This is a genomic window from Candidatus Poriferisocius sp. (assembly GCF_965219815.1).
Lineage (GTDB): Bacteria > Actinomycetota > Acidimicrobiia > Acidimicrobiales > Bin134 > Poriferisocius.
Window position 1 is genome coordinate 444,391 of sequence record NZ_OZ244791.1, and the last position, 12,183, is coordinate 456,573.

Sequence of the window (12,183 nt, forward strand, 5' to 3'; positions counted from 1 at the left end):
CCCATGCTATGAGCACTCCGGTCGGTCCGTATTCCCCCATCGTTCGTGCCGGAGATTTTCTCATCTGCTCCGGCCAGATCGGCATTGCCGACGGCTCGCTAGTGCCCGGCGGACTCATTGCCCAGTTCCGACAAGCAGTAGCCAACGCCGAGGAAGTGCTGGCCACCGAGGGCGCCACACTGGACGATGTGGTGAAGGCCACCGTGTTCCTGCTGCACATGGACGACTTCGGCGCCATGAACCAGGCCTACATCGAATGCTTCGGCGACAACCGCCCCGCCCGCTCCGCCGTTGGAGTAGCCGCCCTCCCCCTCGGCGCCCTCGTGGAAATCGAACTCTGGGCCTACTCCGGCTGAGCGGTTACCGCTCCCAGCGGGAGAGGCCGAAGCGGTAGCCGACGGAGCGGACGGTGGTGATGAGGCCGGCGTGCTCTTCGCCCAGCTTGGCCCGCAGGCGGCGGACGTGGACATCCACGGTGCGGGCGCCGCCGAAGTAGTCGTAGCCCCACACTCGGCTGAGCAGTGTCTCTCGGGTGAATACCTTGCCGGGCGAACTGGCCAGGAACTTCAGCAATTCGTACTCCATGTAGGTGAGGTCGAGCGGCCGGCCGGTGATGGTGGCCTGATAGGTCTCCACGTTCAGCACCAGCGGGCCGTATTCGATGAGCTCCGGGCGCAGCGCGGTGCCCGATCGCCACACCAGGTGGGCCAGCCGGGCTTCCAATTCCCGCTGGTGGAATGGGGTGAGGCAGAAGTCGGTGTAGAGGTCGTCGCGCATCTCCAGTTCGTCTAGACGAGCACCGGAGATAAGCAGCAGAACCGGGATGTCCAAGCCCCTTCGGTTCAGTGAACGACAGAATCCGAACGCGTCTTCGGGGTTCTCATCCACCGCCACCACCGCGCCCAGCCACCGGCCCTCCGGCTCTTGGGCGCTGCCCACCGCCTTCCAGTTGTAGCCCCCCAAGTCCAACGTGCGCACCAGTTCCGGCGGCGGCGGATCGGGAAAAACGAGCAGCGGCTCAGTCACAGCAACTACCAGGTGTTCAAGTACCGGCGGAGCTCGAAGGGCGTGACCTCCCGGCGGTACTCGGCGAACTCGGCCCGCTTGTTGCGCAAGAACCACTCGTGGATGTGCTCGCCCAACACGTCAAACATCAGCGGCGATTCCTCCAGCACGTCCAGGGCCTCCGACAGCGACATGGGCAGCTCCTCGAAACCCTTGGTCCGAGCTTGGCCCCTGGTCATGGTGTAGAGGTCGGCGGCTGCCTCAGGCGGCAGCTCATAGCCCTCCTGGATCCCCTTCAAGCCGGCGGCCAACACCGCGGAGAACGCCAAATAGGGGTTGGCCGCTGAGTCGAGCGCCCGGTATTCGATTCGAGTGGACGATTCCTTGCCCGGCTTCACCACCGGCACCCGCACCAGCGCCGAGCGGTTGTTGCGGGCCCACGACACGAAGGTGGGCGCCTCATCGCCGGCCACCAGCCGCTTGTAGCTGTTCACCAACTGGTTGGTGACCGCGGTGATCTCCCGGGCGTGGTGCAGCAGGCCGGCGATAAAGGCCTTGGCCGTTTTCGACAGGCCGTAGTCGTCTCCGGCGTCGTGGAAGGCGTTGACGTCGTTCTCGAACAGCGACATGTGGGTGTGCATGCCCGATCCCTGCACGCCGTTGAGCGGCTTGGGCATGAAGGTGGCGTGCAGATCCCGGTCGAGCGCCAGCTTGCGCACTACCAGCCTCAGTGTCATCACGTTGTCGGCCATGCTCAGTGCTTCGGTGTAGCGCAGGTCGATCTCATGCTGGCTGGGGCTGTCCTCGTGGAAGGAGTACTCCACCGGGATGCCCATGGCCTCCAACATCGTGATGGTGCGTTTGCGCAACGGGCTGGCCACATCCGCGGTGGTCAAATCGAAGTAGGAGGCGTTGTCCAGCGGCACCAGCGGCTGGTCGGGATCACCGTGCCGGAAGTAGAAGAACTCCACTTCGGGAGCGGTGTAGAACGTGTAGCCCATCTCGGCTGCCTTGGCCAGGCTGCGGCGCATCACCCAGCGGGGATCGCCCTCAAAGGGGGTGCCGTCGGGGTTGCGGATGTCGCAGAACACGCGTCCGGAGGGCTCTTCGGGGTCGGCCCAGGGCAGCAGTTCGAATGTGGACGCGTCGGGTACGGCCAGCACATCGCTCTCCTGCACCCGGGAGAAGCCGTCGATGGCCGAGCCGTCGAACTGCAGTCCCTCATCGAAGGCGTCGGCCAACTCCGCCGGAGAGATGGCCACCGACTTGAGCTGGCCCAGCACGTCGGTGAACCAGAGCCGGATGAGGCGCACTCCCCGCTCCTCCACGGTGCGAAGCACATATTCCTTTTGCGGTTCCATAGGAGACCACCAGAGTGCCCCGCCGCCGGTTGTCAACGCCAGCCCATTGGCGGCGTTCACAAACCTTTCACAATCGGGAAAATCTCTGGAAACACGGCTTTGGCACGATGCGAAGTGCCCTTGTCGCTTGTGGGAAAGTAAGGGCGCGAAAAAGGAGGAACCCACTGTGTCATCTCCCCAAGAAGTCATTGCTCTAGCCGCATCTGAAGGTGCGGAGTTCGTGGATATGCGCTTCACCGACGTCCCCGGTGTGCAGCACCACTTCTCGCTGCCCATCCGCGAGTTAACCGAAGCAGTGTTCGAAGAGGGCCTCGGGTTCGATGGCTCTTCGGTGAGCGGGTTCCAGACCATCGACGCCTCCGACATGCTTCTCATTCCTGATCCCGACACCGCGATCTTCGACCCATTCATGAAGCGGAAGACGCTGGTACTGCTGTGCGACGTGAAGGACCCCGTCACCGGCGAGATGTACGGCAAAGATCCCCGGGGCGTGGTGCGCCGCTCCCTGTCTTATCTGGCCAGCACCGGCATCGCCGATGCCGCCTACTTCGGACCGGAAGCCGAGTTCTTCATCTTCGACAGCGTGGCCTTCCAGAACCAGCCCGACGTAGCCGGCTATCAGATTCGCTCGGCTGAGGGCATCTTCGAGAGCGGTCGCCCCTCGGTGAACGGCGCTCCCAGTCCCGGCCACCGCATCCCCTACAAGGGAGGGTATTTCCCGCTGTCGCCGATGGACACCTTCCAGGATCTGCGCTCGGAGATGGTGGTAGCCCTCGAATCGGTGGGCATCCCCATCGAGGTCCAGCACCACGAGGTGGGCACCGCCGGCCAGGCCGAGATCGACATGGTGTTCGACGAGATGCTGGTGATGGCCGACAAGGTGCAGCTCTACAAGTACGTGGTGAAGAACGTGGCCCGCGAGCACGGTCGCACCGTTACGTTCATGCCCAAGCCCATTTACGGCGACAACGGCTCGGGTATGCACACCCACATGTCGCTGTGGATGGATGGCGACACGCTGATGTATGACGAGCGGGGCTATGCCGGCTTGTCCGACCTGGCCCGCTGGTACATCGGCGGGCTTTTGGCCCACGCCCCGGCGATCCTGGCCTTCGCCGCTCCCACCACCAACTCCTACAAGAGGCTGGTGCCGGGCTATGAGGCCCCGGTGAACCTGGCCTACTCCCAGCGAAACCGCTCCGCGGCCATCCGCATCCCGCTGATCTCCGACAACCCCAAGGCCAAGCGCTTGGAGTTCCGCTGTCCCGACCCGAGCGCCAACCCCTACCTGGCGTTCGCCGCCATGCTGATGGCCGGGATCGACGGCATCCAGAACCAGATGGATCCGGGTGATCCGCTGGACAAGAACATTTACGACCTGCCGCCTGAAGAGGCCGCCGGCATCGAGACCGTGCCTGGTTCACTGGCCGAGGCACTCAGCGCTCTCGAGGCTGACCACGACTTCCTGCTGGCTGGCGACGTGTTCAACAGCGCGCTGATAGAGTCGTACATCGAGGTCAAGCAGGAGGAGGTGGACGCCATCAACCTGCGACCCCATCCCCTCGAGTACGAGATGTACTACTCCGTCTAACCGGACACCTCTACAGCTCCAATCTGTGCTCGGGCTGCGGCCCTTCTAGCCTGTTCTCGTGGCCGAGCTGCGGGTGGCCCTGTGCCAGATCAACTCAGTGGTTGGCGATATAGACGCCAACACCAAGCGGATTCTCTCTGCGCTGGCTGCCGCCGAGCAGGCCGGGTGCCATGCTGCGGTTTTCCCGGAGCTAGCGGTCACCGGTTATCCCCCGGAAGACTTGGTGCTCAAGCGGCGATTTGTGCAGGACAGCCGCGATGCGGTGGAGCACATTGCGGCCCGGTCGGGATCGTGTGCCGCGGTGGTGGGATTTGTGGACGGTGCCGACGGCTGCCAGAACGCAGCCGGCGTCGCAGCCAATGGCCGACTTGAGGGCGTCTACCACAAGCGGGAGCTGCCCAACTACGGGGTGTTCGATGAGCGCCGCTACTTCCTCCCCGGCACTGGCGATCCCGTGCTGCACGACGTGGCCGGCGTCGTCGTCGGCGTGTCGATCTGCGAGGACGCGTGGGTGTCGGGGGGTCCGATGAGCCTGATGGCCGCAGCCGGTGCCGAGGTCATCTTCAACCTGAACGCCTCGCCCTATCACGTGGGCAAGTTGGACCAGCGCGTGGGCGTCCTCCGCCAGCGGGTCTCGGAGACGGGGTGCGCCGTCGCCTATGCCAACTTGGTGGGGGGCCAAGACGAGCTGGTCTTCGATGGCACATCGCTGATGCTGGACGCCGGCGGTCGCATCATTGCCCAAGCACCCCCGTTCCGGGAGCACCTGCTCATCGCCGAGGTAGAGGTGGCCGACCGGCCTGAACTGTCGCCCCCGCCGGCCATCCCCCAGGAGATCAACCAGGTGGATCCTGGATTGGACGAGCTGCACGAGCAGTACGAGGCCCTCGTGCTGGCCACCCGGGACTATGTGCACAAGAACGGCTTCACCGATGTGGGCATCGGAGTGTCGGGGGGAATCGACTCCTCGCTGGTGGCCGCCATCGCCACCGACGCTCTGGGGGCCGACCATGTGCACGGCGTGTTGATGCCCTCTCGCTATTCCAGCGATCACTCGGTGGCCGACGCTGAGGCACTGTGCCGGAACCTGGGCATCGACCATCGGGTCATCCCGGTGGAGCCCGGCCATCAGGCCTTCCTGAACATGCTGGCCCCGTCGTTCGACGGGCTCGACCCCGACCTGGCCGAGGAGAACGTGCAGTCTCGCATTCGGGGGACGCTGCTCATGGCCTTGTCCAACAAGTTCGGCTGGCTCATCTTGACCACCGGGAACAAGAGCGAGAGCGCGGTGGGCTACTCCACCCTGTACGGCGACACCGCCGGGGCCTATGCCGTGATCAAAGACCTGTGGAAACTCCAGGTGTACGCCTTCGCCCGCTACCGCAACCAGCGGGCCGGTCGCGACTTGATCCCCGAGAATGTGCTGGTCAAACCGCCGTCGGCCGAATTGCGCCCCGACCAGCGAGACGACCAGAGCCTGCCTCCCTACGAGGTGCTGGATCCGCTGTTGGAGGCCTATGTCGAGGGCGATCTCACCCTCGCCGACCTGTGCGGCCAGGGCTACGACCCCGAGTTGGTGAGCCGCATCACCGGCTTGGTGGACCGTGCCGAGTACAAGCGCCGCCAGAACCCCCCCGGGGTGCGCATCACCGCCAAAGCCTTCGGCCGCGACCGTCGATTGCCCATCACCAATCGCTACCGGGGTGGGGACTGATGGCTATCGGACTCCAAGAAACGCTAGCTAGGTGCTTTAGCCGCTACCGGGGTGGGGACTGAGGATGGACATTGAGCAGTCGGCCGACGCCTGCGGCGGTTTGGCCTGGATTTCTGAGCGGCTGTTCGAGATCGAAGGCCATCTGGCCGTTGAATCGGCCGAAGGCGAGTCTTTGGACGCCCGCACCCGGGCACTTCTGGCCCGCTCCAGCCGTCGTCATGGACAGCACGCCCAGTGGTGGCAGAACCTGCTGCCTGATTCGCCGGCACTGGCCGGAACTGATCGGATTGGCTGTCCCACACAATCATGGGAGCACTTGGTTGGTTACATCGAGGATGCAGCGCCGGTGGACACCGTTGCCGTGCTCTACGAGGTTGCTCTGCCCCAGTTGGCCTCAGTGATCGAGCATTTGGGTCACGAGTTGTCGCCGGTGTGCGACGGAGCTGCGATCCGCACCGCCCGCATGGTGGCCGCCGATTTGGCCGAAGAGCGATATGACTCCAAGGAAGTGTGGAATCCCCCCCATATCCCCTCTGATAGGGAGATCGAAGAGCTCATCATCGGCTTTGCCGACGACTATCGCGAAAAAAGATGGCCTCCACTGGTGACGCATCCGCGATGAAGCGGGTATCGTTATTAGCTAAGCATTGTCCGTGTCTCTGCTCGGTCAGCGTCGACCGGTTCGACAGCGGCATCGGTAACCCCACGGATCATCGAGTCCACGGATTATCGGGCCAAAGGATTTTCGGGAAGGTATGACTGTGCCGAAAGAGCGTGTTGAGCGAGACGACGAAGATCTTGTCCGCCTCTATCTGACCGACATCGGCCAATACCCGCTGCTCACCAAGGACGACGAGGTTGAGCTAGCCCAGAAAATCGAGGAGGGCAACGAAGCCCAAGCTCTCCTTGACCAGGACAAAGAGGGCGCATCCGGCAGTTCGGAGCGGCTCTCACCCGCCCGCCGCCGCATTCTGCGCCGCCAGGTCAAGGTGGGCGAGGCGGCCGAGCGCCGCTTCGTCCAGTCCAACCTCCGCCTGGTGGTGTCCATTGCCAAGAAGTACCAGGCCTCCGGCCTTCCTCTGCTGGACCTGATCCAGGAGGGCAACCTCGGCCTGATGCACGCGGTGGAGAAATTCGACTGGCGCAAGGGCTTCAAGTTCTCCACCTATGCCACCTGGTGGATCCGCCAGGCCATCACCCGGGGCATCGCCAACACTGGTCGCACCATCCGCCTACCGGTCCACGCCGGCGACACCTTGGCCCGACTACAGAAGGCCCGGGCCAATCTGGAGAAGAAGCTGGGCCGCCCGGCCACCCTGGCTGAGCTGGCCGTTGAGGTAGACCTCTCCGAGGAAAAGGTGACCGAGGCGCTGCGCTTCGCCGCCGAGCCGCTCTCGTTGAGCGAGCCGCTGCGGGAAGACGGCGACGCCGAGTTGGGCGACGTGGTGGAGGACCGCTCCGCCGAGTCCCCCTTCGAAGTGGCCGCCACCGCCTTGCTGCCCGAGGAGATCACCCGACTGCTCGGCCCTCTCGACGAGCGTGAGCGCGAGATACTCAAGCTCCGCTTCGGACTCGACCGCGGCGAGCCCCGCACCCTGGAAGAAGTCGGCGAGCATTTCAACCTCACCCGCGAGCGCATCCGCCAAATCGAGGCCCGGGCCATGTCCAAACTCCGCCACCCCAGCAGCGACACCGGCGCCCGCGACCTATTGGCAGTTTGATTCAACTTTTTGCTCGGTAAGATCTGTTGATGGTCGGTCGCGGCTCCACCAAAGATCAGAATTCAGAGCAGCGCCGGCGTGCCTATTTGCAATTCCGAAAGTTTCGGGGAGCTGGCGCGGGCACGCGCACAACCGACGTTCTTGAAGCACAGCGCCAGCAGGGAGCCTCTTTCGAGGGTCTCGATAAGCCTCAGAGCAACCATGCTGATTGAGCTCTGACAAGTTAGTAGTGCTCGACGCCTGGCCGGTCGTCGAGTACTACGACGGAAATGACCCTTCCGCCAGCGAGGTGGACAGGCTGTTGTCCGGAAAGACCATCGACGCGGTGATGTGCTCGGTGAACTTCGCTGAGGTCTATAGCGCAATGGCAAGCAATGCCCGCGACTTCAACGTGGCAATGAGGTTTGTGGAAAGCCTCAAGCAAATTGTCACCATTGAAGAGCCATCCGCGGAGGTCGCGAAGCTGGCCGCATTGCTGAAGCACTGCTACCACATGAGCCTCGGCGACAGCTTTGCCGCAGCAACGGCCATCTCTCGTAGCTCTGGGTTGTGGCTCAGCAATGCCCCTTTGGCATCTGAAGGGCAGCCAGCCGAGTACGTGCCACTTTGGACTGGTGACAGCGAGTTGCTAAGCGACGATCGAGTCTGGGAAGTCCACGACCTACGCAGCGCCGAGCGGAAAACCCAGCATGAAACCGACATCGCCACCGGGCGCAAGAAGGCAGGTCGCCGAGCAGGCACCGAAAAGGGATGGAGCATATTGACCCATCCGATTTGATCAACCGGGGTCGAGCCAAAAACCTCATTCGATCGCGAATCCGACTTCTGAACTGCTTCGGGCCAGTGCTCGCCTCGCCCGTTCGCAGGGCGCTGCGGTGTCGGAGCTTCCGGGAACGGACCGACGAGCGGATTCCGACGGGATAGATCCAAGGCATGATGATCTCTTTCGGTTGACGTGCCAGAAAGTCACCTAAGCCGACCGCGCTAGACCCGGTACATTCAGACGGTGGCTTCGACAGACGAGTTCACCGAATTGCGCCGCAGGGTTATGCGGCGAAGGGTATATGCCCTGAACACCTTGGCGTTGCGCGATAATCGGATGCCCCGAGACGGTGCATTCGATGCGGCAGCGGCCAATGCGCTTGCAGCCATCGTCGCTTACACGGCAAGCGGGCGCGAATATGGGAACAAGGGCAGGGTTAAGTCGCCGACGGCATTGCTGGCGACCATCAGAGAAGATTCTGAAATCAAGACAGACGCCATCGACGACTCTGAATTGCAAACCCTGGAGGAAGGAATAGAGAAGGCCCAGTCAATCCGGCATGGTCGAGCAGATGAAGAATGGGATGTGCTGGATGAGAGCCATGTCGAAGCGTTGATTTCGCTGGATCAACATCCTGCGCTTCAAGTTCTGGAAGTCATCGACGGACTGGACTTGGCGCAAGCAGTCGCCGAGCTCTACAGGCAAGAGACTGAGGAGCGAATGCCCCACCCGTTCGATCCGAAGGCACGCTCGTCGATGCCAGAGCCTTCAGAATGTTGCTATTGCGGTCGCGTGACTCTAATCACCGAGGAATTTGACGTCTTCGGAATTGGTCCAGGCGAGGGAACCTGCATCGCATGCGGCGAAGAAAGAACCTATGACGACACGGTTAGCGACTACCTCTACTGGAGGTTCGGAGAAACAGGCTGATCGCAAGTTGGGCGACTTCTCTTGGGGCTTGCCGAACCGCAGGTCAAGACAGCTATTGATGACACACTCTGTGGGAGGCGGGACGGCCAATGATGTACCGGGCATCGGCTCCGCCCGGAGCGAGCAGCGCAATCTGGAAGCGCCATAAGAGGAGGCGGGACGCAGTTAACATCCGGAACTCGCTTACAGCATCTGCGACCCAGCTTGAGCGTGACGAGCAGCACCGAGAAAGAACCCAAAGCCCACTGGCGTGACCCCCTGAGGTTCCCCCCTTTTCGTGGAGACATGCTCTATAAGGAGGAGCTATGTCCAGACCGCGAAGAGATTATGACCGGGAGTTCCGTGATGGGGCTGTCCGGATCGTCAAGGAGACCGGCCGGCCGGTGGCCCACGTCGCCCGGGAGCTCGGCGTCAACGAGGGCACGCTCGGGAATTGGGTGCGCCGGGACCGAGACGAGCGCTCGGGCGGGCTGAGCGGCGACGAGCGGGCCGAGCTGGCCCGGCTGCGCCGCCGGGTCGCCGAGCTGGAGATGGAGCGTGATGTGCTCAAACGATCCGTGGTCCTTTGGGTCAACGAGGCGACGCGGTGACCGCAGGGTTCATCGCGGCCCAAAGGACCGACCACGGTGTGCCTCACTCTGTGGCTTGCAGAGCGCTGGGCGTGGCGGAATCCACGTTCTACAAGCACCTCGACCGGCCGCTGACCGATCGGCAGCGGCGTCGCCGGGCGCTGGACGCCGAGGTGAAAAAGGCGTTCGACGAATCGGACGGCACCTACGGGTCGCCCAGGGTGCGCGCCCGGCTGCGACGCGATGGCCTGTCGGTGTCGAAGAAGACGGTGGAGGCCTCGATGGCCCGCCAGGGCCTGTGCGCCCGCCCCAAACGCAAAAAGGGCCTCACCAGCCCCGACAGCTCCCATGCGGCCCCCACAGACCTTCTGGGCCGCGACTTCAGCGCGACAGGGGTCAACCAGAAATGGTGCGGCGACTTCAAACAGGTTCCCACCGCCGAGGGCCCGGTGTTCCTCGCGACCGTCGAGGACCTCTACTCCAGGCGCATGGTCGGCTTCGCCACCTCCGACCGGTACCCGACCGCCGAGCTGGCCAAACAGGCCATCAACACCGCGGTCGCCACCAGAGGCGGCAACGTCAAAGGCGTCATCTTCCACTCGGACAAGGGATCGCAATACACCTCAGAAGCCTTCGCCGCCGCCTGCCGGCGGCTCGGCATCTCACGGTCCACCGGAAGAACCGGCAACGCGCTGGACAACGCGCCGGCCGAGTCGTTCTTCTCCACCCTCCAACACGAGCTCATCTCACGCCGAGCCTGGACCACCAGAGCCCGGGCCCGACGAGAAATCACCCTATGGGTCCACACCTGGTACAACCAGCACCGCCTCCACTCCGCAATCGGAATGACCAGCCCCGTAGAATACGAACAGGCCCACAACCCCGACCCTCAAAAACAAACTCTCCACGATTAGGGGGGAAGCTCACCGAACGCCTATGACACCCTCATCGTCGATGTCCATACTCCTGCCACAATTGCCCGTGCCGAGAAGCTAAGCCACGTAGTCGAGCAAGTGATGAAAGACCTCGAGGACCGCGGCGTAAGCCGCACCCATCCAGGCTTCGATCTACTGTCCATCCGAGGAGGAGAGATAGACCGCCTCATCGAACTCAAGTCATCGGGCGTCGACGCGAAAGTACAGGCTATGTCGTGGAATGAGTGGAAGAGTGCGTCTGACCGGACCCCGTTTTTTGGTCCAGGTGTTATGAGAGTTTTTTCGGGTTGTTTTTTGCCCATTGGTCTGCGTATTCGGCTGGGGTGAGCATGCCGAGCGCGGAGTGGGGGCGGTAGGTGTTGTAGTCGGTTTGCCAGTCGGCGACAAGTACTTGGGCCTCGAGGAGGCTGTCGAACTGCTCGATGGCGAGGAGTTCGTCTCGCATTCTGGCGCCGTATGACTCGACCCAGGGGTTCTGCCAGGGAGACCCGGGGTCGATGTAGCTGGTCTTGGTGCTGGTGAACTCGCACCAATCGCGCAGGGCCGCGGCGGTGAGCTCGGGGCCGTTGTCGCACCGGATGAACTCGGGGTGCCGGCCCCTGGCCGAGGCGATCTTGTCCAAGCACGCCACCGTCGCGTCCGCGTCGATGCTGTGGTCCACGAGGTCGGCGAGCGACTCTCGGGTGAACTCGTCGAGAACGTGCAGTATCTTGATCCTGCGGCCCGCCGCGGTCGCGTCGAACTGGTAGTCCAGCGCCCACACGTGGTCGGGGTGCTCGGCTTTGAGCAGTCCGGCGTCGGCGTCGGAGTCTCCTGTGCGCTGTCGCTTGCGCCGCTTCGGCGGCACCCGAAGGCCCTCCTCGCGCCACAGGCGCTGGACTTTCTTGCGGTTCACCGCCCAGCCGTCGCGCACCAGCACCGCATGGGCCCGCCGATACCCCCACCGGGGGCGGTTCTCGGCGAAGTCGCGCAGCTCGGCCCGCAGGTCCCGGTCGGGGTCCTGCTCGGCCGGCTCGTAGCGCTGGGTGGAGCGGTGCTGCCCGACGATCTCACACGCCCGCCGCTGCGACACCCCCAGCCGCTCGCAGAGCAGCCGGACGGCTCTGCGCCGCTGCGGCGGGCTCACCATTTTGCCCGGCTGATCTCCCGCAAAGCGTCGATCTCCAGCTCCTTGTCGGCCACGATCCGCTTCAGCCGCGCGTTCTCGGCCTCCAGCTCCTTGAGACGCTTCACGTCGTCGGCCTTGAGGCCCCCGTACTGATTGCGCCACCGATGAAACGTCGCCTCCGACACCTCCAAACGCCGCGCCACATCCGCGATCTCCGCCCCCTCGCCCAAAAGCCGATCGGCCTCCCGCAGCTTGCGCACAATCTGCTCGGGCGTGTGCCTTCGCCTCGCCATAGTCGTGATCCTCCTCCATCCAGCAACACTGGACAACGAACTCTCACAACAGGTGGACCAAACTCAGGGGGTCACGCCACGTCGAACAGCGCCCTTCGTGCCAAATTCTGGCTCTATCTCGCAGGCAACCTACGCGCTGATCTTGATCACGCAACACCGTACCTCCGCGCCATCAACGACCCGTTCGGGAGCC

13 protein-coding genes are annotated in these 12,183 nt (G+C 63.5%); 10 read left to right on the forward strand and 3 right to left on the reverse strand.

The window, feature by feature from the left end; genetic code table 11:
- Positions 1–8 precede the first annotated feature (8 nt).
- Positions 9–356 (forward strand): RidA family protein, encoded by a 348-nt coding sequence (locus ACOQPI_RS02140; RefSeq protein ID WP_420618077.1) that lies wholly within the window; start codon positions 9–11, stop codon positions 354–356.
- Between the two features lie 4 nt (positions 357–360).
- Here ACOQPI_RS02140 and ACOQPI_RS02145 read toward each other — a convergent pair whose 3' ends face one another.
- Complete coding sequence (locus ACOQPI_RS02145) at positions 361–1,026, reverse strand: winged helix-turn-helix domain-containing protein (protein ID WP_420618078.1); 666 nt, start codon at positions 1,024–1,026, stop codon at positions 361–363.
- A gap of 5 nt (positions 1,027–1,031) precedes the next feature.
- Entirely contained in the window at positions 1,032–2,366 is a 1,335-nt protein-coding gene (locus ACOQPI_RS02150) for a glutamine synthetase family protein (RefSeq protein ID WP_420618079.1), read from the reverse strand.
- Positions 2,367–2,532: 166 nt separating this feature from the next.
- Between ACOQPI_RS02150 and glnA the strand changes: the two genes are divergently transcribed.
- From glnA to ACOQPI_RS02195, 9 genes are all read left to right on the forward strand, one after another.
- Positions 2,533–3,957, forward strand: coding sequence for a type I glutamate--ammonia ligase (gene glnA / locus ACOQPI_RS02155; protein WP_420618080.1), 1,425 nt, complete (start codon positions 2,533–2,535; stop codon positions 3,955–3,957).
- 58 nt (positions 3,958–4,015) lie between these two features.
- The gene (locus ACOQPI_RS02160; protein ID WP_420618081.1) at positions 4,016–5,671 is read left to right on the forward strand and encodes an NAD+ synthase; all 1,656 of its coding nucleotides are present in this window, start codon (positions 4,016–4,018) and stop codon (positions 5,669–5,671) included.
- A 64-nt stretch (positions 5,672–5,735) separates the two neighbouring features.
- Entirely contained in the window at positions 5,736–6,293 is a 558-nt protein-coding gene (locus tag ACOQPI_RS02165) for a hypothetical protein (protein ID WP_420618082.1), read from the forward strand.
- A 133-nt stretch (positions 6,294–6,426) separates the two neighbouring features.
- A complete protein-coding gene (locus ACOQPI_RS02170) occupies positions 6,427–7,392 on the forward strand; it encodes a sigma-70 family RNA polymerase sigma factor (RefSeq protein ID WP_420618083.1) in 966 nt (321 codons plus the stop codon).
- A gap of 229 nt (positions 7,393–7,621) precedes the next feature.
- Positions 7,622–8,170 carry a PIN domain-containing protein gene (locus ACOQPI_RS02175; protein ID WP_420618084.1) on the forward strand — a complete coding sequence of 183 codons (549 nt, stop codon included), beginning with the start codon at positions 7,622–7,624 and terminating at the stop codon, positions 8,168–8,170.
- A gap of 228 nt (positions 8,171–8,398) precedes the next feature.
- Entirely contained in the window at positions 8,399–9,085 is a 687-nt protein-coding gene (locus ACOQPI_RS02180) for a hypothetical protein (protein ID WP_420618085.1), read from the forward strand.
- A 305-nt stretch (positions 9,086–9,390) separates the two neighbouring features.
- On the forward strand, positions 9,391–9,675 hold the full coding sequence (locus ACOQPI_RS02185; protein WP_420618060.1) for a transposase: 285 nt from the start codon (positions 9,391–9,393) through the stop codon (positions 9,673–9,675).
- A complete protein-coding gene (locus ACOQPI_RS02190; RefSeq protein WP_420618059.1) occupies positions 9,672–10,568 on the forward strand; it encodes an IS3 family transposase in 897 nt (298 codons plus the stop codon). Before ACOQPI_RS02185 ends, ACOQPI_RS02190 begins: the two co-directional genes overlap by 4 nt.
- Positions 10,569–10,670: 102 nt before the next feature.
- On the forward strand, positions 10,671–10,916 hold the full coding sequence (locus tag ACOQPI_RS02195) for a hypothetical protein (RefSeq protein ID WP_420618086.1): 246 nt from the start codon (positions 10,671–10,673) through the stop codon (positions 10,914–10,916).
- On the opposite strand, the gene ACOQPI_RS02200 is transcribed toward ACOQPI_RS02195, so the two are convergent.
- A protein-coding gene (locus ACOQPI_RS02200) for an IS3 family transposase (RefSeq protein WP_420617741.1) occupies positions 10,858–11,990 on the reverse strand; the annotation gives its coding sequence in 2 pieces (ribosomal slippage) (positions 10,858–11,732 and positions 11,732–11,990; 1,134 coding nt in all). The two genes, ACOQPI_RS02195 and ACOQPI_RS02200, sit on opposite strands and share 59 nt — an antisense overlap.
- Between the last annotated feature and the right edge of the window lie 193 nt (positions 11,991–12,183).